The organism is Cohnella phaseoli, assembly GCF_003386235.1.
GTDB lineage: Bacteria > Bacillota > Bacilli > Paenibacillales > Paenibacillaceae > Cohnella > Cohnella phaseoli.
On sequence record NZ_QRDZ01000041.1, the window covers coordinates 64,071 to 87,613 of the forward strand.

The window sequence follows — 23,543 nt, forward strand, 5'->3', positions numbered from 1 at the left end:
AATGCGTCTCAGGAGGTTAAATCGAATAGCTGCTTTCCGAATTGAACCTGACCAGAAATTGTCGCGTCCTCTCCTCCTTGGGCGATTGGAAAATGGTCTTCGGCGGTCCTTCCTCGACGATCGAGCCACCCTCCATAAACACGATGTGGTTTGCCACCTCTTGGGCGAAGCCCATCTCATGCGTGACGATAATCATCGTAATGCCTTCTTTGGCGATTTTGCGGATAACGGAGAGTACTTCCCCCACCAGCTCCGGATCAAGCGCCGAGGTCGGCTCGTCGAACAAAATGACCTCGGGGTTCAGCGCTAGCGCCCGGGCAATGCCGACGCGCTGCTGCTGCCCTCCGGACAATTGACTCGGATAAGCGTCCAGTTTGTCGCTGAGTCCGACTTTCTCCAGCAACTCGACGCTCCTCCTGCGCGCCTCCTCCTTCGCCAGCTTTTTGACGATGACGAGCCCCTCCATCACGTTCTCAAGCGCGGTTTTGTGCCGGAACAAATTGTACTGCTGGAACACCATCGCCGTTTTGCGTCTAAGCGCGTGAATGTCCTTCTTGGCGGGCTTGCGGCAGTTGACGGCGAATTCGTCGATCGAGATCTCCCCATCGCTCGGCCTCTCCAAATAGTTGATGCAGCGAAGCAGAGTCGTTTTGCCCGAACCGCTCGGCCCGAGAATTGCGACGACCTCGCCTTTGTCCACAGTCAGATCGATTCCCTTCAGCACTTCGTTTTTGCCGAACGCTTTGCGGATTCCGGTCAGCTTGATCATGCGACACCTCCTCGACTGTATCGGGTGACTCTTCTTTCCAGCAGCGCCGACAGCCGTTCGATCAGTACCGTCATTCCCCAGAACAGGAGCGCCGCAGCCAAATACGCCTCGAAAAACTTCCAGTTCGTCGTCGCCACGATCTCCGCCTGGGCGTTGATGTCGACGACCGACACCGTAAAGGCGAGCGTGGAGCCATGCAGCATGCCGATCACGCTGTTCGTCAGGTTGGGCAATGCCGCCGCGAACGCCTGCGGAAACACGATCCGTCGCAGCGCCTGCGGCGTCGTCATGCCGACCGCGTGCGCGGCTTCCATCTGGCCCTTGCTGACCGCCAGCAGGCCGGAGCGAACGACCTCGGACAGATAAGCCCCCGCGGTAATCGAGAAGGACAAGTACGCAAACCCGATCATCGGAATTTGCGCCGACCGGATCGGCCAATCAAACCGCTCCGCCAAACCGTCTACGATTAGCGGAATCGCAAAGTATAGGATCAGCAGGTGCGTCAGCATCGGCGTGCCGCGGATAACCGTCACATAAGCGGCGGCGATCCGGTGCAGCACGGGAACTCTGTACATGCGGCACAGCGCGATAGCGGTGCCGATCGCAAAGCCGCACAGCACCGATACAGCCGTAATTTTGAGCGTTGTCGGCACGGCAGTCAGCAGGCTGACGAACGCCGTCCAAATAAACGAGAAATCCAGACTCATGCGCCCGTGCCCCCTTTGCTCAACGCGATTGCGGCGTTCGTGCGTTTTTTCAGCCACTTTTTCCCGAGTGGGACTCTCTCTGTCTTGCCGGTGTCGCGTTCATGCTTCAGCATGCGGCGCTCGGCGAGCAGGAACAGCCTCTCTAGAGCGATGCTGAGAATAAAGTAAACCGCCGCCAGCGCAATATACGACTCGATAAAATGCCGGGACATCGTCGCCAGCGTCTGCGATTTGCCCGTCAGTTCCATTACGCCAAGCGTAAATGCCAGCGACGTGTCCTTCAGCGTGGCTATGACGAGATTCGCGAGAATCGGCACCGCAATCGCAATCGCCTGCGGAAAAACGATACGGGTAAACGCCTGAAACCCGTTCATCCCGACCGCGTACGCAGCTTCGACCTGACCGCGATCCACCGCGCTTACCGCCGCCCGGATGCCTTCCGATACGTAGGCTCCGCTATGCAGTCCATAGACGAGAATGACGAACACAAGCACGGGTAGCCGCGTAATGTCGATATGGACCAGCTTTAGCACTTCCGGAAGCCCGTAGTAGAGCAGGAACAGCTGTATCAAAATCGGCGTGCCCCGGAAAAAGGACGCGTAAAGCTGGGATAGCCGCTGCAGCACGGGAACGCGATACAAGCGAGGTAGCGCGGCCAGCAGGCCGAACAGAAGACCCAGCACGATCGATGAAGCTACGATAAATAGAGAAATTTGAATGAAGGGCAGCAGCTTCACGAAATATTCGAACACATACTGAATATCGAATTGGGCACCCATGCGGGGGTTCATCCTCTCGCCTTTTTATTTCTGCGGCTGTTTATTCTTCGGCGGTAAAATCTCCGCCCAGCCATTCCGTGCTCAGCTTGCCGAGCGTGCCGTCGGCTTTCAGTTCCTTGATTGCACCGTCGATGGCGTCTGACAGCTGCTGCGATTCCGCGTCGTTCTTGCGGAACATGAACAGGATGTCGGCTTCGGAGAGCGCCGGGCCGGTCGCCTTCAGCTTGGCTTCCGGATCGATGAGCGACAGCGCGAAATCGGCGGCCAGCGTCGCGTCCACCCGACCGCTAACGATCTGCTCGACCGTGTCGTTGGCGCCTCCGTTGCTGAATACAACTTTGATGGCGTTGTCGTTCGCTTTGTTATAGTTATCCAAAATTTGCGCTTGGGCGCTTGTCGCGCCTACCAGCACCTTCTTGCCCTTCAAGTCGTCCAGCGTCTGAACGGAGTCGTTGTCCTTGGCGACGACGATTTTGTTTCTCCAGTGCGCGTAAGGCTCTTTGTTGAACAAATACTTTTCTTCGCGTTCGGGGTTTTTCTCCATCTCGTGGGCGACGAAGTCGATTTTCTTCGTTTCGAGGCTGAGCAGCAGGCTTTTGAATTCCTGCGTCTGCAGCTCGAATTCGTATTGGGGCAGCCGCTTGTCGATCTCTCTAACGAGCTCGACATCGAAGCCGGTCAGCTTGCCGTTCTCGTCGATGAAGCACACTTTCGGAAACTGCGTGCCCGTGCCGACGATGATCTTCGTCACTTTTGCCGGCTCCGCTTCGGTGCCAGCCGACTGGCTCGGCGAGGACGACAGGCTTGCTGCCGGCGCTTCGGGCGAGGGCGACGAGGAGTTGGCCGCATTGTTGCCCTTCGCTCCGCACGCGGTTAAGGCGAGCGAGAATGTAAGAATAACGATGGCTAGACTGGTTTTTTTCATAGTGAGGTTCCCTCCGCTTTTCTTTGTTTTGTTAACCTTATAATTCCTACCCGATAAGTAAGAATTATTGTTGGGATTAACAATAGCACCTGAGCTATTTTGCCGTCAATGGATTTGATAATAGAGATCTTCTATCGATCGATTCAATAATCCGATACGACTTTTTTGGGCGGTGGGGATGAAGGTGGGGCTGTAGTGGGGCGCTAGAAGGATGGAGAGCGAGGAGAGTGCAGTGGGGGCGGAGTGCAGTGGACACTGGGAGTACAGTGGGTATGGGGAGTTCATTGGGTACGGGGAGTTCATTGGGTATGGGGAGTGCATAGATTGCGAAAGGCTCGACTGTCGAGCCGGCACCTCAGAAGAGTCCGGAATTATCGCGGAAATTTGGTTGATACGGAAATCGTATGATGCGACTTGGCGAGTGGGGCAGTCTTAAACGATCTACCCAGGCTAATGTTGAAGGAGTAAAGGAGGAGTAGGTATGTGAGGGGGACTTATTCGATCCATCCGAGTCGATGCCAAACGTATAGGTGCCTGGGAGGGACTTATTCGATCCATCCGAGTCGATGCCAGACGTATAGGTGTCTGGGAGGGACTTATTCGATCCTCCCGAGTCGATGCCAGACGGATAGGTGCCTGGGAGGGACTTATTCGATCCATCCGAGTCGATGCCATACGTATAGGTGCCTGGGAGGGACTTATTCGATCCATCCGAGTCGATGCCATACGTATAGGTGTCTGGGAGGGACTTATTCGATCCATCTGAGTCGATGCCAGACGGATAGGTGCCTGGGACGGTCTTATTTGTCTCAGTCAACTGGCGGGAGTGCGAATAGGTACGTGGGACGGTCTTATTGGTCGCGGTCAGTAGGCGTCGGGGATAGTAAAAGGCTGCCCCGCCTACTTGGGACAGCCTCTGCTAAACTATGCGTTGGAACGAGCGCTAAGCCAGGCCAACTCTTCGGCCAATTCGTCCGAAGCGCGGTCGAGCCGTTCGCCTAGTTCCTCGGACAGCTCGTGGCCGCCGTTCTCAAGCCGCTGCACCCACTGATCGATTGCGAACACGCCGCCCAGAATGTTGCGGCTGCCCAGTACCGACAGCACCGGCTTCAGCGCGTAATCCAGGCTGAGCAAATGCGCGATCGTGCCTCCGATAAACAGCGGCAGCGTGATTTTGCCCTTGAGTCCAGTCTGCGGAAGCAGATCGAGGAAGGCTTTCAGAATACCCGTATAAGACGCTTTATAGACCGGACTTGCGATCACGACGGCGCTGGCGGCTTCCACCTGCGCAAGCGCGGCGAGGATCGCCTCATCCTTGAAGTTCGCATGAAGCAGCGCTTCGGCAGGCAGATCCGCGACGTGAATATGGCCGATTTCGAGACCTTTTTGCTTCCAATTGTCCTCAACCCGCTGAATAAGGCCGTTCAAACGGGAACCCGGCGTCGGACTCCCCGAAATAATGACGATTTGACTCATGCTCTACTCCTCCTATTGGGCGTTGAATTGTTGGCCGATTGCGATAATTTCGTTCAGAAACTGTCCGTGCTCCCCCGGATTGGAGATGACGTTCGTCTGCAGGGCGATACCGTCCGTCTCCGGCATGCGAAGCGGAACAAGCTTGCCGGACGCGACCTCCTGCCTTACGCTAAGCCCAGGGAGGAACGAAATGCCCGTCCTGCCGAGAACAAGCCGCTTCGCCATTTCCGAATTGTCCGTCTGAATGCGGATATTCGGCGGATGGTCGAGATTTTCGAAGATGCGGTGGATTCTCAGCCAATCGAGCGCTCCACATTCGAAAAAGACGAGCGGCTGCCGAGCGATCTGCTCCACCGATAGCCGTTCCATCCCGATAAACGGATGATCCTCGTAAACGTATAAGGAAATCGGATCCTCGTAAAATTTCACGGAATGCAGGTTCGGATGATTCACTCCGCGAACGAAGCCGATATCGACTTCCTTGTTCAGTACCTTACCCACGATCTCGTCGGTCGTTCCCGTCACAAACTTATAATGGGTATTCGGAAAATGAGCCGTCAGCCGCGGAAGCAGCTCGGGGACGACGTAATTCGACACGGTTACGGTACAGCCGATCTTGATCTCTTCGGGGAGCGACTTCTTTCGGTTGACGTGCAGCTTCCCTTTCTGATAGGTCAGCAGCAGTTGCTGCGCGTAGGGCAGAAATCTTCTGCCCTCCTCCGTAATTCGCACGGCCTTGCCTTGACGGTCGAACAGCCTGCAGTCGAGATCGCGTTCGAGCGACTGGATGCGTGCCGTAACCGACGGTTGGGATAAGTATAACGCTTCCGCCGCTTTATTGAAACTCCCGCAATGGATGACGTATACGAACGCTTCGACGTTTTCGATATTCACCGCCATCCCCCCAACTTCTCCAAGATTAATTTTCAGTCATCAATACCCAATATAATAAATCGGAATTATCGGAATGTAAAGCGGAACGATTTAAACGACCCAACCGCCAAGACTCCAAATTGAAAAACCCGCCATCCCGATACGGGAGGACGGGCAGAACCGATATTCGGCTTATTCGAAGCTACGGATCTAGCGGGGGAGGCGTGAAAGTACCCGGGCAAAAGCCGGGATTGTATTCGCTTAACTGCAGCGCGAACAGCGGATCTCTTGCCGCCAATTCCGCATAGTAGCTGCCGATGCCGTGATTGCCCGCAACCGAGCCGTTGTGGAAGCTGAGCTGTTCGGAGCGGCGAACGTGCTGGTAGTAAAACGTTCTGTCGGTCTTCGGCATCGTCAATGTCGAGGGTGGCAGATGAGTGACGACATCGAACGAGTTGCACACTCTGAAGCTGCGCGCGATTTTGCCGTCGTACGCTTTCGCGAAGTCCGGATCGCCGGCGCGCGGAGCTGCGTACGTATAGACGACCGGGTGACGAAACTTCGTTCCCGCCGCCGAATCGAGCGCGCATAGCGTCGCCAGCGCCCCTCCCAGGCTATGGCCGGTAACGTACAGCGTTTTGTCCGGGGAAATCCGTCTCAGGCAAGAGGAAATTCCCGCCCTCGCCCCGCTGTATATGTCGGTAAACCCGCGGTGAGTCATTCCGGCGTTTCTGACGAACTTAAATTTGACCTGACTGACCAGAGCATCGGACGCCCAGTCCGACGTCGAGCTTGTGCCGCGGAAGGCGATGATCGCATGCGTGTCGGATTGCAGCACGAAGCCGAATTTCTCGGATTCGCCGAGCAGCGATTTGGAGCGAATTTCGCCGACAAACTCGAACGGCCGGGGAACGACGAACGCTCCGTCCGGGTTGTTCCACTGCGCATAGGTCTGGCTGCATACCGCAGCCAGAAAAATCGCCGTACGATTGTTGAACCCTTCCATCGGCAGCGCCCCCGTAAAAGCCTTTCCAATAGCCTATTAACGGGAGCGCCTGTTGGTGCTTATCCTTTAGTTAGCCGTCGGCTTCCTCAAGTAAAATTTCCACGACGGTGTCCTGATCGTCCGGAAGCGGGTACGTAAAATGCTCGGGCTGAGCAAAATTAAAGAATGCGTCGTCCGGGTACATGACGGCATTCCACGGACGGGAGACGAACAGCTCGGAGCCGTCGGCCAATAGCCGCGCCCGTTTGATCTTCCCGGCGAGACCGGCCAAATTAATGGGGCCGATGCTCTCCTCGAACAGATGCGCGTAGAGCTTGTTGCCTTTTTTCGTGTAACGGCCCCAGTCCGGCTTCGGAAGAGACGCCTGGCCGCATCCGTAGATACTGTCTCCGTTGCGCTCCATCCACCGGCCGATTTGATCCAAAATCCGCAGCGATTCCACCGGAATTTCTCCTCTGGCATCCGGTCCGACGTTCAGCAGCAGATTGCCGTTTTTGCTGACGCATTCGACCAGCTTGCGGATGACCGTTCTCGCCGTTTTGTAGGTTTTGTCCGCGGCCGCATAGCCCCAGTTGTTGTTCAGAGTGATGCACGCTTCCCATGGGATGGACTCCCCGTTCTCGTTCACGACGCCGCTAGGCGGAATGATCTGCTCGGGAGAAGCGAAATCCCCGGAATAGAAGCTCGGCTCGCTCGAATAAATCGAACCGCCCTCTTCGCCGCTCGCCTCCAGCCGATTGTCCACGACAATGTGCGGCTGCAGCGAACGGATCATCTGCATCAGCTCGGTCGCGCGCCATTTTTCCCCCTTCATCTCGTCGTAGGAGAAATCGAACCACATAATGTCCAGCTTGCCGTAATCGGTAAGCAGCTCGCGCACCTGGCCGTGCATATATTCCAAGTACGTGCCAAACGTTGCCGGATCGCGCTTGTACGCCTCGTTGTCGCGCATCGGATGGATACGATCGCCATAGGCCGGATAATCGGGATGATACCAGTCGATCAGCGAATAGTAGAGACCGACCTTCAGCCCCTCTGCGCGGAAAGCTTCCAGAAACTCGCGTACGAGATCGCGGCCCGCTTTCGTATGGGTAGACTTGTATTCGGTCAGCTTGCTGTCGAACAGACAGAAGCCGTCGTGATGCTTGGCCGTCAGTACCGCATATTTCATGCCCGCGTCCTTGGCCGCCCTCGCCCAAGCCTTCGGATCGTACTTGTCCGGGTTAAATTCGTCAAAGTAAACCTGGTAATCCTCGTTGCTGATCCGCTCCCCGTTTCTGACCCATTCTCCGCGGGCCGGTATCGCATATAAGCCCCAGTGGATAAACATGCCGAAGCGGTCTTGCAGAAACCATTGCGTTCTTTCTCTGATTTGCTCGCCGTAGGTTGACATCTCTTTGGCCTCCATCCTGATTATCGGATATCCCTAGATTAGCAACCAAATGCTATAATCAACAAGGTTGGCAATTAGCCTTTATGGGGATACGATTAACTACTTCGAGGTGACCGACAAGTGCCGCTTAACGAACGTTCCGTCTATTTGTCCGAGCTGCTTCGCAACCTGAAGGTTCAGCCGATAGACGCTTATTATACGCGCTGTACGTCCCACTGGCGGGAGCTGGACTACGTTCCCGATTACAATAAGCTGTATTATATTTGCGACGGAGAAGGCTGGGTCAAAATCGGAGACGCCGAATATTACCCCAAGCCGGGTCAGATCGTCTTTATGCCCGCGAATGTGAAGCAGTCCTATTCCGTCATAAGCGACAATACCTACGAAAAATATTGGTGTCATTTTACGGCCACGATCGGCGAGTTGGACCTGTTCCAATGGTTCGACGTTCCCCATTGTATCGACGTTCGGCAGCATGACCGGTGGCAAACGCTGCTCGAGGAGTTGGCCGCGCTGCATGCGGACGGCGCCTTCCTCTCGCGAATTCGGGAGAAAGCCGTCATGCTTGAGCTCGTCGCCCTGCTGCTGGCGGAGGCGGGAACGGAAATCCGCGTGCTTCCGGGCCGATCGTCCGACGTGCAGCGGCTCGACCTGATCGAACGATATATCGAGGAACAGCTGGCGGAGCCCGTAACGCTGGAACAGTTGGCTAGACACGTCCATCTGCATCCGAACTATCTCGTGCGCTACTTCAACAAACAATTCGGGGTATCCCCGCTAAAATACTTAAACCGCAGAAGAATGCAAAAAGCGAGGGAGCTGCTAAGCTCAACCTCGCTGTCCGTCAAAGAAGTGGCGGAGCGCGTCGGCTACGCCGATACGAACCACTTCGCCAAAGCGTTCCGCCGGGAAAACAGCTGCAGTCCGACGGAGTACCGGCTAAGAAATTCCTGAGTTTGCTCGTTCGCCGAACTGCCGGTCTTGGGGATCGCCGGCTCCTCTATCCTTTTTGCAGCAATCGCACGAGCAGCGTAACGGCTTCGGCTCGACTGACGAAGTCGTTCGGACGCAGCCTGTTGCGATTGTCGCCTACGACGATCTGCGCGTTAATCATCGCTTCGTACGCTTCTATGCCCCATGGCGGAACGATATCGGCATCGTCGAAAGCTTGAAGCGAGGCGCGGCTATCCCCCTTAAACGCTGGATTCGCAAACTTCATGGCGCGGTAGAGGACAACGGTCATTTCCGCTCGGGTCATTTTGCGGTTCGGATCGAAGGTGCCGTCCGGATATCCTTGCAAAACCCCGATCTCCATCAACCTTCCAATCGCATCGCCAGCCCAGGCCGGCCAATCTTCATAGGCCTGTCGGACCTGCCCCTCCTTATTCAATCCGAGTTCCCTTGCAAGCATGACTGCAAGCTCGGCTCTGGTTACGAGCGCCTGAGGACGGAAGGTTCCGTCCGGGTAGCCGGCCACAATCCCTTTCTCCACGGCTAGAGCAATGTCCGAACGCGCCCAGTGCCCGGATAAGTCGGTAAAAGATACAGGCTGCTTCGTCCCTGTGTCCGGTTCTTTCGTTCCTGTATCGGGCTCTTTCGTTCCTGTACCGGATTGAGGCGGATTAGAAGCGCCCCCGCCGGAATCGTGCGGCTTCGGATCCGTTCCGGGAGTATTCCCGCCTCCGTTCCCGGGGTTGGGAACGCTTCTCCGCACGACAGTTACGGGAACGGTCGTTTCCCTGCCGCCAAATTGCGCGGTTAACGTTAGATTGCCCGGACTCAAGCCCGTAACGACACCGCCAGGGCCAACGGAGGCGATAGCCGGGTTAGACACGCTATACTGGCTCTGTGCGGTCACATTCTCCGTATCCCCGTTCCAGTAATAAGCGGTTACCGCAGTCGCAACGGTATTCCCTGTCAACGTTTCGTACGCCTCCGCTCCAAACGCGATCCGCGTTACGACGGGAACAAATTCGACCTCCACCGCATTGCCCAGCTGTTCCCCCTCTCTCACGGCCCGGATTGTCGCTTTACCGGCAGTATGCGACGAGATTTGCCCGGAATATCGGCCATAGGTCGCTTCGGTTACGCTGCCGATTTCCCCTAAATCCGTTACGAATGCCACTTCGCCGCCGCTTTGCGTCAAAGCGTTGCCGAACGAATCGTGGAGCGTTAATTCGATTGTCGCCTTATCCGACCCATTGGCCGGAAGCGGTCCGGAGTCTGCTGTCAGCACGGAATTGCCCGCACTGGGGTCACCCGACCGAAAAATTACACTCGTCGTTAAGCCGAAAGAATCCCCATCAAGTTCGACGCCAACCGTGGACACTCCTGTTTCCGTAGAAGTCAATTGCGCCTCGTATTCGCCGAAGCCAAGCTCGGTCACTGCCCCGAGCGTTCCCCGGGTTGCGTTTAGCGACACATTCGGCACGCTTGAGGTCATCGCGTTGCCCCATGCATCCTTGAGCTTCAATGTCAGCTTGAAGCTGCTTGTCCCATCGGCGGTAATTTCCTGACTCGGCGTTGCCGTCAGAGTCGACTTGTCCGCGCTTGGTTCTCCGGACGTTATCTGCAAGTTAAACTTCGCAGCGAATGTTATCCCGTTAACCGTAGCTGTAATCTCACTTGTTCCTACGGCTTCGGAGCGGAATAGCGCGGTATACTTCCCCGAGTCCGTATAGGTTGCCGGGCCAATGAAGCCCGTACTTGCTGTCATCTGCACTTTGTCGGTGCCGACGGGCAGAGCATTGCCCTCGTTATCCAATAACTGCAGCGTAATCGGAACCGTTTCTCCCGCCCTTGCGGAAGCGGCTGAATCCGCAGACCACTTCGTTTTCGAGCCTGTGCTCAAAGTGATTTGAGCCAGTTGCTGGATATAGGTAGTCTCGGGTCGGTTGCCGCCAAGTACATTAAACGAATTGCCGCCTACGCTCCAGATGGAGCCGTCGGTCTTGAGTATGCTCGTATGCGCGTTGCCGGCTACGACCGCCGCCACATCGACCACCGGAGCGCCGCTTTCGCTTGCGGTCACTTGGCCGGGCCACGGGTCTGAATTTTCGCTCCAGCTTCTTCCCAACTGATAGGTTGCCGGGTCCGAATTATTGTTGGAGCCCCACGTCCACAATGTTCCGTCATTCTTCACTGCAACAGTATGCAGAAATCCCGCAGCCATATCCTTCACATCGCCGAACGGTTGACCGTCCGGCCCGAGAACGGGAACGGCTCTGGTAGACATATTGTAATTGCCCGTTCCGAGCTGCCCGCTGTAGTTGTCTCCCCATGCCCAGAGCGTGTTGTCCGTCTTGAGCGCGCGAGAGTTATACCCTTTCGCCGACAGCAGCTTCACTCCCGACAGCGGGGCGCCGGTTCCGTCAATGACCGTCACCGGATACACTCTATTCGTTTGCGTCCCGTCCCCCAATTGTCCGTTCATGTTCATTCCCCAGGCCAGCACTTCGCCGGATTCGGTTAACGCCAGCGAATGAAGTTGCCCGCCCGCAACGGCTCGAATGCCGCCAAGAGCTACGGATGCGGACGACAGGACTTGAGTCGGCGTCGTCACCTTCGCCGTCTTGGTTCCGATGCCGATCTGACCGAAGCTATTGCCTCCCCAGGCCCATACATAACCGTCTTCGTCGAGCGCCAGGGAGTGCGACTCGCCCGCCGAGATTTGCGTTATTTTCTTATTGTTGAAGCCGGTGATCTTCATCGCCACATTCGTCGCGCCGCTGCGTCCAAGCTGCCCCGAGGAAGTGCCGCCCCAGGAATAAACCGCCCCGTCGCTTGTCAGCGCGATACAATGGCCTGCACCTGCGGATATGGCAATAACGTCCGATAAAGGCTGACCGGTTCCGTCTTTGACTATCGAAGCGTATCCGCGGTTGCCCGTCATACCGACCCCTAACTGCCCTTCGACGTTCCTTCCCCAGGACATGACCGTTCCGTTGCTCATAAGAGCCAGCATGACATAGTTGCCCGCAGCAAGAGCGCGCACCGTAAGGGGAGGCAACGCGCTATCCGCGCTGGCGATCCGGTTATAGCCCGTGAGCTGCCCGGCAAACAGCGCGAACAGCAAAATATAGGCGAGCTTCTTCATTTCACATCCTCCAGTGATGTTAATCTTCCGTCCAGCAGAACTTATAGCCGAAGCCGCGAACCGTCTGAATATACTTGGGCTCGGAAGGGCTGCTTTCCAATTTCTTGCGCAAATAACGAATATGAACGCTCACTGTATTCTCCTCGCCCGTCCCGTCCAGTCCCCAGATGCGATCGTACAGCAAGCTTGCGCTAAATACCTGGTTGGGGTGACTCGCCAGAAAAAGCAGCAGTTGACGTTCTTTGGCAGATAAGCTGATCGCCTTGCCCCTAACCGTAACGTCGCAGCCCTGCAAATCGATTGCCAGATCCCGGTTGCGCAATCCGTTCTTGTCATCCGACTGCTTCCAATAGGTATAGCTGCGCAATTGCGTCCGAATGCGAGCCTTCACAACCTCGACGTCGAAAGGCTTCACGATATAATCGTTCGCTCCTCCTTCGAGTCCGGCCACAATGTCGCCGCCTTCCTTGCGGCAGGTCACCAGAATAACGGGAATATCCGAGCGGAGCCGAATATCGCCGCACAGTCCCATTCCGTCTCCGTCGGGGAGATTAATGTCCAGCAAAGCCAAGTTCGGCATTTCCCGATCAAGCAGTTCGCGCGCTTCCCTGACGCTTCCGGCGGTCGTCACGCGATAGCCGCAGCTCTCCACGCATAGCCGGAGCAGCTCGCGAATATCGCGTTCATCTTCAACGATCATAATGTGCGTGTCCGACATGCCCAGTACCGTCCTCTCCCTATTTATTCCGCTTCCGCTCGACACAATCTCTTAAAATACGTTCGGGTTTGACACGGACGACAGGTATAGCGTAGCGTCGCCAGTTTAAGAGTAGATTAAGAGATTCGATGAATATTTTTCCGGTTGTACAAAAAAGAGACTGCCCCTTACACAGCCTCCTCCTCCTGCTCTGGCCAATCCGTCAGCCGCAGCGGAAAACAAATATAAAACGTGCTCCCGCAGTCGGACGAGCTTTCCAGCCCAATCTCCCCGCGATGCGCGCTCATGATCTCCCGACAGATCGTCAGGCCAAGCCCGGTTCCTGCAGCCTCGCTTGTCTTGGCCGACTGTCCCCGATAATACCGTTCGAAAATATGCTCCTGCTCCTCCCGGCCAATCCCGCAACCGCTGTCGCTGATCCGAATGACTAATTTCTCCTGCATCGGTTCCGCATCGTCAATCGTCGCCACCATCCGGATAACGCCGCCGGGCGGAGTAAACTTGCGTGCGTTCGACAGCACATTGATTACGACTTGCTCCACGCGCATGCGATCGGCGTAGATCGCCGCAATTCGTCCCGAGCGCTCCGACTCCTCCGAAAGAGGCGTCCATTGGAAAGCAAAACCCTGCTCCAACATGTCCAGCTGCACCTTCGAGCACAGACGCGCAAAAAAGTCGGAAAAAGGAAGAAGCTCGAAGTCGAATTTAATATGCTTATTTTCCAGCCTGGCGATTTCCAGCATATCGTCGACCATTCTCTCCATCACTACCGTTTTATCGTGAATCACCTGCAGGTAACGAGGCTCTCCGGGCGGGATCGTGCCGTTAAGCATAAGCTGAACGTATCCTTTAATCGCCGTTATTGGCGTATTTAATTCATGGCTCACCTCGGAGTACATGTTGCTGCGAATATCGTCGATGCGGGCGAGCTTCTCGTTGGCATTTTGCAGCTCCCCGTTCACCTTCTGGAGCGCCGCATTCGTGGAACGGAGCCGAGTCATGTGCAGCAGGCGCATGATAATAATGGTCCCGAGACAGCACAACGCTCCGCCGAAGCCGATAAAGGTCCAGCCGATTTGGGCAAACGCTTGTTGCGAGGTCAGCAGCGTTTGCTTCGACGGGAATAGCCCGAGCTGCCCGCTCAGCGCTCGACCGAACGCAAGCCCTCCCACGAACAGCACATTGCCGACCGCGAAGACTCTGATTTCCGCATCCTTTCTCCGCCTAAGCGCACGGATCAGCACGACAATTAGAATCAGCAGCAGCCCTGGCGATATATAATCATAGAAAAGCTGATAGAACAGCAGCTGCGCCCGCTCCCCGAACGTCAACCAGCCCGCTATTGCCGCAATTCCGTAGAGCATGACTGCATATCCGATATTCCGTATCCACTTGCTTCCTTTGGCTGCGACTATCGAATGAGTGACCAGAATTCCGCTGGCATGACCGATATACCAATTCAAATGGATTAAGGATCCCCAAGTCATGAGCGACGCCGGATGAAAAGCATATTGCCAGCTCCCCCACAGAACGGCTAAGTCGATCGCAATACTGGCGAAAAATACGGCAAAATAAACGAATAACGCCTGGCTGCGGTTCAATAAATAGAAAATAAACGAGATCGCGCACAACAGTGCCAGCACGATTGCCCCGGCCCACATCGACGCCTCCGTCCGCAGCAGCTTAAGGGCCAGTTCGGACGAGCTTCCCGACCACACCTCAAAGCCTTTATCCAGATTGCGATGCGGAGAAATGCGCGCCAGCAGAATCTTGTCGCTTGCGTCGGCATCGTAGGCGACCATTTTCCAGGAAATAAATCCTGGAGGTAGGGATTTCTGCGATGAGAAGAGCGGCCTGCCATCCGCAAACAGGGCGATCTGATAAGGTTTGATCACATAAGAATAGATTAGCAGCTGGTTAGCAGAGTCGCTGAGATAAGGCAATCTCGCTTTCAACCACAGTTCCTTGCCTGATTGCGCGCCCTCACGATCGGAGTCAATTGCCGCAAACGGACGCCATTCTTCGGGGTTCTGCCCTTCCGGAACGTCTCCGTAATAATAGGAGTCCCATACGATTCTCGCCGCGCCGGGTCTGCTCTCGGATGCGCCTGCGTGCGTCGGGGCCGCGAACAGAACCGAGCTAACGGTTAATATTGCCACTGCAATCCACACCAGTCGTAAAGCTCCGGGTCTACTCATCGCTATCCCGCTCTCCTCCGCCGCCAACTACGCGCTCATTCCCTAAGTTTACTCTGTCCCGCTTCATTCACAATAGCATTTCATTTTCCTGCCGGACTTCCGTTTTGGACATACAAGCAAAAACGCCTTCAGCGTCTTTAAGACGGAGAACGCGTTTTTATCGGAGACGATTCAGATCAGGTAGCGGAGCGCTTGGCAAACCATTCCCAGATCCGCGCAAACAAGGAAAGGAAACCGGCCGATAGCGATTTCGCTCCGTCTAGGCCGTTTTCGCCGCGGAGTCGGCCTCGGGCCGAAGCACTCGCACCTTTTTCCCCTTGCTCTCGAGTCTCACTACGATTTTATCTAGCGTTTTTGCCGCGGAGTGATCCCATACATGACTGTCGGTCAGGTCGAGACATACGCTCTGCGCCTCGTCGTTAAAGTCGATGCGATCCATCAGCTTATCGCTGGAGACGAAAAACAGCTGGCCCCTAATGCGGTATACCCGCTCCTGTCCGTCCCATTCGTCGCGAATATCCAGCTTCGTGGCCGAACGATAAGCATAGAGCAGTACGCTAAGCAAGACGCCGACGATAACCCCGATCGCCAGATCATGAGTGACCACGACGATCCCCACGGTGACGACCATAATAAACGTATGCGCGAACGGCTTGCGTCTAATGTCGCGCAAATAGCTCCAATCGAACACTTCAATGCATACCATCAGCATAACTCCGACCAAGGCGGCGATCGGAATCGCGTTCAGCACATCCTTCAACACGAATACGAGCACGAGCAACGACAGCGCCGCGACAAGCGTGGACAGGCGGCCGCGGCCGCCGACCTTGACGTTGATCGCGGACTCCGCGACAAGCGCGCAGCCGGCCATTCCCCCGAAAAAGCCCGTCACCGTATTAGCGATCCCCTGCCCTCTCATCTCTTTATCCTTGCTCGTTTTCTCCTCGGTCATCTCGTCGATAATCGTCTGGGTCAGCAGCGTCTCGGAGTAACCGACGACGGCGAGCGAAAACGCGGTAGGCAGCAATATCCACAGCGTCTCCCAGGTAAACGGAATAGAGGGAATATGCAGAAACGGGAGCATCGGCTCGATCGTCGCAATGTCCCCGACCGTGCCCAGCCCCATCTGGCCGACGAAGACGACAAGCGTCATTGCGCTTACGGCGACGAGCGGCGACGGGATGGCTTTGGTCAGCTTCGGGAACAGATAGATGATCGCCAGCGTCGCCCCGACCATCGCGTACATCGGCCAGGACTGTCCGTCAAAATAGCGTAATTGAGATATAAACAGTAAAATGGCCAGCGAATTAATGAACCCGGTTACGACGGAATGAGGAACAAAGCTCATCCATCTCCCCATCTTCAACGCGCCCATCGCGAATTGAATTATGCCTGTCAGAATCGTCGCCGCGAACAAATATTCCACGCCGTGGCGGGCCACCAGCGCCGTCATCAGCACGGACATGGAGCCTGCCGTGGACGAAACCATTCCCGGGCGGCCGCCGAAAAACGAGATCAGCACGAGAATGCAGATGGTAGAGTAGATGCTGATCATCGGGTTAACGCCGGCGATGAACGCGAACGCCAGCGAATCGGGAATCAGCGCCAGCACGGTCGTAATTCCGGCCAATACGTCCGCTCTTATGTTGGAAAACCAGGATGTTTGGAATCGGTGTAACATGCTCGCTCTCGTTCTCCTTCTCTTGCTGCGCTACAACACACCTTGTAGATAATACACCTAAGCTCTCGATACGTCTATCGGAAACTTCCCGAAAACAGGCTTCCAGAGGCAGCCCCAAGAAAAACAAGGAACGCGGCAATGCCGGCTCCTTGTTTGAACTGCTATATTCTACAAAGTGGAACGAATGAGGTACGTCCGCCCCGGCTCGGTAGCAAACCGGATTCCTCCTCGTTCGGAGCGTTGGTTGGCGACTTCCTCCCCGTCCAACGTGACGATCAACCCTTCCGCGTCCGCGATTTCGCAATCCCGTCCCTGCAAGGACCGGACTTCCGCTTCCTCCAGGCAGCCTTTCCGCCAGCGAATGTCCACTTCGAATCCGCCGCGAGCCCGCAGTCCTTCCACGCTGCCGCTGGGCCAAATGTCGGGAAGCGCCGGAAGCAGCTCCAGCACATTCCGGTGCGATTGCAGCAGCATCTCGACGATGCCGGACGTCGCGGCAAAATTGCCGTCGATCTGGAACGGCGGGTGCGCGTCGAACAGGTTCGGATACAGCCCGCCGCGGGAGTAATTCTCGCCCTCTTCCGAAAGCCGCATCAAGTTCGTCAGCAGATCGTAGCTTTGGCTGCCGTCGCGGAAGCGCGCCCACAGCCCAACCTTCCAGCCGAGACTCCAGCCTGTGCCCTCGTTGCCGCGCAGCTCCAGCGAACGGCGCGCGGCGGCGAACAGCTCCGGCGTATCCCGCTCCGTCAGCTGCCTGCCCGGATACACTCCGAACAGATGCGAAACGTGGCGATGCTGCGGGTCCTCGTCTGCGAAATCCTCGAACCATTCCTGCAGCCGCCCGTCCCGTCCGACCTGAAGCGGATACAGCTTCGCTCTGGCACCGCGAAGCTCCTCCGCAAATCGTTCGTCCGCTCCCAGCGCATCGGCCGCTTCTATGCAATTCGTGAACAGGTCCCAGATGAGCGACATGTCCATCGTCGACGCTTGGCTTATGGCGGCCAGCTTGCCGTCATAGCGAAATTTATGCTCCGGCGAAGTCGACGGGCTGGTGAACAGACGGCCGTTCTCGTCCTCTTCAAGGAAATCGAGGCAGAACTGCGCCGCTTCCTTCATCGTCGGATACGCCGTATCCCGCAAATAATTTGCATCTCCGCCGAAGGCGTAATGCTCCCACAGATGCTGCGCCAGCCAGACGCCGCCCATCGGCCAGATCGCCCAAGAGGCGTCGCCCGCCCCCCGTCCCCCCGCGGGTGCCGAGTGTCCCCACAGGTCGACGTTGTGATGTGCGACCCAGCCTCCGCAGCCATAATGAACCTTCGCGGTTGTACGTCCGGTCTGCGCCACTCTGCCGATCAACGAAATAAGCGGCTCGTGGCACTCCGACAGATTAGCCGTCTCCGCAGGCCAATAGTTCATCTGCGTATTGATATTGACCGTGTAGTTGCTGCTCCACGGCGGACGGGTCAGATCGTTCCATATGCCCTGCAAATTCAACGCTTGAGTGCCCGGGCGGGAGCCGGCGATCATTAAGTACCGGCCATATTGGAACAGCAGCTCGACGAGATTCGGATCGGAGGAACCGAAGTCGGAAATCCGCCGGTTGGTCGACATCCCTTCGGGCGAGACGCGTTCGCCGAGCTTCAGCTTGACTCTTCCGTACAGAGCGCGGTAGTCGGCGATATGATCGTCCCTAAGCGCAGCATACGTTTTGCCCGTCGCTACGTCCAGGTGCTTCCCCGCCTCCGTCGCCGCGTCCGGAATTCCGCTAAAGGTTGTGGCGGCGGCAAAGATAAACGTGGCGCTGCGCGCGCCGACGACATGCAGGCCGTCTCCGTCCGCGCGCACGCTCCCGCCTTCCGCCGAGACGTGCAGAACGCCCGCGAAGCGAATCGCCTGGGAGGTCTCGGCGTCGCCGTAGACAATCGGATTCGGAGTATCGCGATAGTTGGGGGAGACATGCTCCGGAGCGATGCCGCGTATAACGAGCCGCCCGTCCTCGATCGAGGTCGCATGACGCAGCGGACTGTCCAGGCGCGCATGAACCTCAAGCGCTCCCGGCTCGTCGGCCTCCAGCCGCACAACGAGCACCCGGTCGGGATGCGAGACAAACAGCTCCCGGCTGTAGCACACTCCCCCAATCTCGTAATTGACCCGCGACAGCGCGTCGTCCAGATCAAGGGAACGTCGATACGAGCGATGCGCGTCCCCGTGGCCGAATGTAAGCAGCAGGTTTCCGAACGGCAAATACGATTGCGAATAATCGCCCATCATTTCCTTGCTCTTCAGATCGGCCTCCTCGTAGCGGCCTTCCCGCACCAGCTTGCGAACCTCCGGCAGAACCTCGACCCCTTGCGCGTTGTTGCCGTCCTTAGCCGGAGTGCCCGACCATAGCGTATCCTCGTTCAGTCCGATTCGATCGCGTTCGACGCCTCCGAAATGCATCGCTCCGATTCGGCCGTTGCCCAGCGGCAACGCCTCCGTCCACCTGAAAGCCGGTTTGTCGTACTGCAGCTTCACCTGCTTCTCCCCCTGCACTCGTTTTTACGAATTGTGCCGTTTCGTTACTCGTCTTCCTTAAATACCGGCTTAATCAACAGATCGAACGCAAACTCCCGTTCGTCGAAGCGGTATTTTTCCGCCAGCTGCGGACCGCATGAATTCGAACCGACGCCGCTCATCCGGTAGTCGAGATGAACGATCGTCTGATCGCTCTTGCGCAGCAGATGGGCATGGGTAGCGAGGGTCAGCTCCTCTGCCGAATAGTGGGACGCTCCGAACGAGAACGGACTGCCGCTCTCGAAACGAAGCCCCATTCCCAGTTCGTTGGACACGATCGCCCATTCCGTATCGTATCTCGCCCCGTTCTCCTGCGGATAGATATATGGTTCGAACATCTCGTCCACCGTCTGCAAATACCGGCCCTTCTTCACGCTGCGACGCTTGTCGACGTAGCTCTCGTGAGGCCCGTAGCCGAAGTATTCGACTTCCTCGTTGCCCTGCGGCATCGTCAACTGCAGTCCGAAACGCGGCAAATACGGAAGCCCTTCGCGAACGTTCGCCTGCACGGCCAACGCGATCTGCCCGGCCCCGTCGATCGTCCATCTCGCCTCTCCGTTCAGCAGAGGACGACGAATGTAGCCGCCAAGCGAGAAACGCACCTCGATCTCGACCTTTCCTTCGTCGCGCTGCCGCCATTCGCACGCATACACCTTCATCTCCGCGCGGTCATAGCCTTCGTCGAACCATTGCCGCTTGATGTGCATATCGTTATCGGTCGGCGCTCTCCAGATCGCGAAGCTCGTCGGAGCTGCCAGCATTTCCACTCCATGCTTCTTCAAGCTGTTGAACGCGCCTGCGGTCAGATCGAACGCATAGCGGAAATTTCTGCCCGTAAGCATAAGCTCCGAGCCGGATTCACGCGCCTGAATCGACGATGCGGCCGCATCCATGGAAGCCGCTCTTGCAGATGCGCTCCCTAGCTCGAACTGAGCGAAGGCCAACTCGTAGCCCGCTTCCGCCCACGGCGTCTCCTCCTTCGCTCGCACCGAGAACGTCAGTTGACGAGCGGACGAGGAAGCCTGGCCGAGATCCGGCTTAAGGAGCTGGGCCTGCTGCGGAGCGGCATCGAGCTGCCAGATCGTGCCTTGACGAACGATCTTCCCATCCTCCTCCAGCTTCCACTGAACGTATGTCCGCGACAGATCGGTAAAATCGTACAGATTGCGGATTTCGTACTGCCCTTCTTCTGCATCGGACTTGGCGATCGCGACCGGGGCGATCACCTGTTTAAGCTCCAGCAAGCCGGTATGCGGTTTCCGATCCGGCGTAACGAGCCCGTCGATACAGAAGTTGCCGTCGTTCGGCATGTCGCCGAAATCGCCTCCGTAAGCGAAGTAAGCGACGCCTTCGGGCGTCTCTGTCGCGATACCGTGATCGGTCCATTCCCAGACGCAGCCGCCCATCAGCTTTGGATAGCGATAGATGATTTCCCAATAATCATGCAGATCGCCGGGGCCGTTGCCCATTGCATGGCTGTATTCGCACAGGAACAACGGCTTGCGGTTGTCCGGATTTTGCGCGTAGGCTTCGATGTCGGCCGGAGAAGCGTACATCCGGCTCTCTATGTCCAAACTTTCCGTATCCGTGCTGCCCTTGTTGATCGGAGCGCCTCCCTCGTTGTGAACGAGACGGGAATCGTCGCGGGCCTTCGTCCATTGCTGCATAGCGATATGATTGTCGCCGTAGCCCGATTCGTTGCCCATCGACCAAATGATGACGGACGGATGATTTTTGTCCCGTTCGACCATCCGCACCGCGCGATCCAGGAAGGCGTCGCGCCAGTCGGGATCGTTCGTCAGCCGATGAATTTCGCCCTCAATGGTGTTATCGGCGCTGCCGATGCCATGGCACTCCAAATCCGCCTCGTCGATGACGTAGAAACCGAATTCGTCGCACAGGTCGAGAAAACGCGGATCGTTCGGATAGTGAGACGTGCGAATCGTGTTGACGTTATGCCGCTTCATCAGCTTCAGATCGCGGATCATATGGTTCAGCGGAATCGTCTGGCCCAGCGAAGGGTGCGAGTCGTGCCGATTGACCCCTTTCAGCTTGACCGCTTTCCCATTAATGCGGAATACCCCGCCCTCGACGTCCACCTTGCGGAACCCTACCGGAAAATAAAACGTTTCGTCGCCGGCCTGCACATACAGGCGGTAAAGATATGGATTTTCTGCGTTCCACAGCTGGGGACGGTCTAGAGTCAAGCGAATCGTCGCCGCATTGGACACGTCCGACTCCCCGGAGGCGATCTGTGCGCCTTCCGCATTCGTCAAAATAGCGGACACCCGAACGTCGCCAACCGCTTCCACTTCGACGTTCAGCACGGCCGCACCGAAATCTTCCGACAACTCCTGCTTTAGAAACACATCGCGCACATGCGCCTGATCCCTCGCCAACAAATAGACGTCCCGAAAAATGCCGGAGTAACGCCAAGCGTCCTGGTCCTCAAGATACGTCCCGTCGCACCATTTCAGCACCATGACCGCAATCCGGTTCGTTCCGCTTCTTAGGCCCGTCAGCCGGAACTCGGCAGGAACGCGGCTGCCCTGGCTGTAGCCGACAAAACTGCCGTTGACCCACACGTAGAAGCAGGAGTTGACGCCCTCGAACACAATATATTTTTCCTTGTCCGTCCAATCGTCCGCCAGCTCGAACTCTCTTGCGTACAATCCGGCCGGATTGCGGTCCGGGACGTACGGCGGGTCGCACGGAATCGGATAATTGACATTTGTATAATGAAGCTGGTCGTAACCGTTCACCTGCCAGCAGGACGGAACAAGCAGTTCATCCCACTCCGAGCGGTCGGCGTTCTCTTCATAGAAATCTTGCGGAACGTCCTGGACGCTGTCGTAGTATCGAAATTTCCAGCTTCCGTTCAGGGTGCCGTAGTAGGGAGAGCGGCTCCGCTTGCCCGATGCCGCGGAGCTCCGGTCGGCATAGGGAATGCCGTTCGCTCTGGCCGGCTCGCGATTGACCTGCAGGATGGAGAGATCCTCCCAATATTTCGCAATAGAGATCATCTGTTTAATCGTCCTCCCGATTTCTTCGATAGATTCGATAGCGTGCATAGTTCCATTATAGATTGTGCTATACTGGATCATACAACCCTCGGAAGGGACACATTCTCGTACAAAATGGACATTTTTAAGAGGAGGCGGGAGGAATGAAGCTGGGGCTGCGCTCCAACTTTTCACCGGAGGAGCACCCTGTTCCGTTCACCGTCTACACAGTCGGGATGGAGCAGCAGGGCGTGCTTAGCCGTATGGAGGGATTTTCCGCCCACCAGCTGCTGATCACGGTGTCGGGCAGGGGGCGAGCACACCTGCTTGGACAGAACAAATGGGACATCCTTGAAGAAAATACCGTGCTGTATGTCCCCGCCGGCTTTCCGAACGAATACATGCCGGTCGTCGAAGGAGACTGGCTGCTCGCCTTCGTCTCCTTTCATGGCTCGGAAGTCGCTTTGGCTTCGTGGGGATTCGGCGACACCTCCTCCGTCCTATCTGTCCGTTCCGCGGATCGTCTGCTAAAGCTGCTGAAGAGCATTTGGCTTCACTCCGGCCCCGATTACGACGCCTGGGCAGCCTCGGAGCAGCTCTTCGCCCTGCTGACGGAACTGCGCAAGCAAAGCTGCGAGGACCGGAGCCCGCCGGAGCTGCTGCGGCCGCTTCCCGAAGCTTCGCGCTCCCCGACCGCGCTCAAAGCGGCTAAGTTTCTGCAGGATTACATGCATCGGGACATCAGCATTTCTCATCTGGCCGAGCAGGTCGGCTATTCGCAGAAGCAGCTGACGCGGCTGTTCCTGCAGACGTTCCAGACGACGCCGCTGCAGTATTTGCGCCGCGTTCGGCTTAAAGCGGGACAGCTGCTGCTGGAGACGGGCGAAAGCATGTCGATCAGCCAAATCGCGCTTCGCGTCGGCATGGAGCCGACCTACTTTACCCGAGAGTTCCGCCGCGTATACGGCGTCGTTCCCGGCAAGTACAGGCTTCAGTACGGGCGGGAAGCGGCGGCTCAAGCGGAGACGGACGCGTAGTGAATTAATGGGGACTGATCGTTCTTGCGATTAGGCCGAGTTAGGGCGAGCCGGGTTGGGGTAGAATGGAGTGGGGTAGGCCGTTTGTCGTCGCACACGCCAACTTTAGGTGAAATTTCATGCAAAATTCGGCCCTCTTCATCTATTTAAGATCAACTCGAACTTGTACGATTTATCGTACAAATCCGCCGTTCCGCCCCTTCCAACGCCGTATTTTGTACGAGAAACCGTTACTACTTAGGTCTCCCGAAAATAGGGAGACTTTTTCATAAATTTTAAAGGAATTTGGATACCACACGACGAACTATTTCTAATATACAAGTG

The 23,543-nt window shown here is 56.6% G+C and carries 16 protein-coding genes; 2 read left to right on the forward strand and 14 right to left on the reverse strand.

Annotated features, from left to right (window positions below; translation table 11 throughout):
* Nucleotides 1-16 precede the first annotated feature (16 nt).
* The 8 genes from DFP98_RS33950 to DFP98_RS33990 all read right to left on the reverse strand — a co-directional run bounded on the left by DFP98_RS33950 (nt 17) and on the right by DFP98_RS33990 (nt 7,928).
* Nucleotides 17-769 (reverse strand): amino acid ABC transporter ATP-binding protein, encoded by a 753-nt coding sequence (locus DFP98_RS33950; protein ID WP_116065074.1) that lies wholly within the window; start codon nt 767-769, stop codon nt 17-19.
* Nucleotides 766-1,476, reverse strand: a complete 711-nt coding sequence (locus DFP98_RS33955) for an amino acid ABC transporter permease (RefSeq protein ID WP_116065075.1) — start codon at nt 1,474-1,476, stop codon at nt 766-768. Before DFP98_RS33955 ends, DFP98_RS33950 begins: the two co-directional genes overlap by 4 nt.
* Complete coding sequence (locus tag DFP98_RS33960) at nt 1,473-2,255, reverse strand: amino acid ABC transporter permease (RefSeq protein ID WP_116065076.1); 783 nt, start codon at nt 2,253-2,255, stop codon at nt 1,473-1,475. The genes DFP98_RS33955 and DFP98_RS33960 overlap by 4 nt, the downstream gene beginning before the upstream one ends.
* A 40-nt stretch (nt 2,256-2,295) precedes the next feature.
* Nucleotides 2,296-3,180: a transporter substrate-binding domain-containing protein gene (locus DFP98_RS33965; protein WP_116065077.1), complete on the reverse strand. Its 885-nt coding sequence runs from the start codon at nt 3,178-3,180 to the stop codon at nt 2,296-2,298.
* Nucleotides 3,181-4,104: 924 nt separating this feature from the next.
* Entirely contained in the window at nt 4,105-4,656 is a 552-nt protein-coding gene (gene ssuE, locus DFP98_RS33975) for an NADPH-dependent FMN reductase (protein WP_116065079.1), read from the reverse strand.
* Nucleotides 4,657-4,668: 12 nt separating this feature from the next.
* Nucleotides 4,669-5,556: a LysR family transcriptional regulator gene (locus DFP98_RS33980; protein ID WP_391574453.1), complete on the reverse strand. Its 888-nt coding sequence runs from the start codon at nt 5,554-5,556 to the stop codon at nt 4,669-4,671.
* Between the two features lie 175 nt (nt 5,557-5,731).
* On the reverse strand, nt 5,732-6,535 hold the full coding sequence (locus DFP98_RS33985) for a lipase family protein (protein WP_116065080.1): 804 nt from the start codon (nt 6,533-6,535) through the stop codon (nt 5,732-5,734).
* Nucleotides 6,536-6,605: 70 nt separating this feature from the next.
* Nucleotides 6,606-7,928 carry an alpha-L-fucosidase gene (locus DFP98_RS33990; protein ID WP_116065081.1) on the reverse strand — a complete coding sequence of 441 codons (1,323 nt, stop codon included), beginning with the start codon at nt 7,926-7,928 and terminating at the stop codon, nt 6,606-6,608.
* 120 nt (nt 7,929-8,048) lie between these two features.
* Between DFP98_RS33990 and DFP98_RS33995 the strand changes: the two genes are divergently transcribed.
* The gene (locus DFP98_RS33995; RefSeq protein WP_116065082.1) at nt 8,049-8,882 is read left to right on the forward strand and encodes an AraC family transcriptional regulator; all 834 of its coding nucleotides are present in this window, start codon (nt 8,049-8,051) and stop codon (nt 8,880-8,882) included.
* A 46-nt stretch (nt 8,883-8,928) separates the two neighbouring features.
* On the opposite strand, the gene DFP98_RS34000 is transcribed toward DFP98_RS33995, so the two are convergent.
* The 6 genes from DFP98_RS34000 to DFP98_RS34025 all read right to left on the reverse strand — a co-directional run bounded on the left by DFP98_RS34000 (nt 8,929) and on the right by DFP98_RS34025 (nt 22,203).
* Nucleotides 8,929-12,024 carry an RCC1 domain-containing protein gene (locus DFP98_RS34000; protein WP_116065083.1) on the reverse strand — a complete coding sequence of 1,032 codons (3,096 nt, stop codon included), beginning with the start codon at nt 12,022-12,024 and terminating at the stop codon, nt 8,929-8,931.
* A 19-nt stretch (nt 12,025-12,043) separates the two neighbouring features.
* Nucleotides 12,044-12,742 (reverse strand): response regulator transcription factor, encoded by a 699-nt coding sequence (locus DFP98_RS34005; RefSeq protein ID WP_116065084.1) that lies wholly within the window; start codon nt 12,740-12,742, stop codon nt 12,044-12,046.
* A gap of 167 nt (nt 12,743-12,909) precedes the next feature.
* Nucleotides 12,910-14,940, reverse strand: a complete 2,031-nt coding sequence (locus DFP98_RS34010; protein ID WP_116065085.1) for a sensor histidine kinase — start codon at nt 14,938-14,940, stop codon at nt 12,910-12,912.
* Between the two features lie 259 nt (nt 14,941-15,199).
* Nucleotides 15,200-16,621 (reverse strand): SulP family inorganic anion transporter, encoded by a 1,422-nt coding sequence (locus DFP98_RS34015; RefSeq protein ID WP_116065086.1) that lies wholly within the window; start codon nt 16,619-16,621, stop codon nt 15,200-15,202.
* 168 nt (nt 16,622-16,789) lie between these two features.
* Nucleotides 16,790-19,141 carry a glycoside hydrolase family 95 protein gene (locus tag DFP98_RS34020; protein ID WP_116065087.1) on the reverse strand — a complete coding sequence of 784 codons (2,352 nt, stop codon included), beginning with the start codon at nt 19,139-19,141 and terminating at the stop codon, nt 16,790-16,792.
* Between the two features lie 44 nt (nt 19,142-19,185).
* Entirely contained in the window at nt 19,186-22,203 is a 3,018-nt protein-coding gene (locus DFP98_RS34025) for a glycoside hydrolase family 2 TIM barrel-domain containing protein (protein ID WP_116065088.1), read from the reverse strand.
* A gap of 143 nt (nt 22,204-22,346) precedes the next feature.
* Between DFP98_RS34025 and DFP98_RS34030 the strand changes: the two genes are divergently transcribed.
* Entirely contained in the window at nt 22,347-23,219 is an 873-nt protein-coding gene (locus tag DFP98_RS34030; RefSeq protein WP_116065089.1) for a helix-turn-helix domain-containing protein, read from the forward strand.
* The last annotated feature ends 324 nt before the right edge of the window (nt 23,220-23,543 follow it).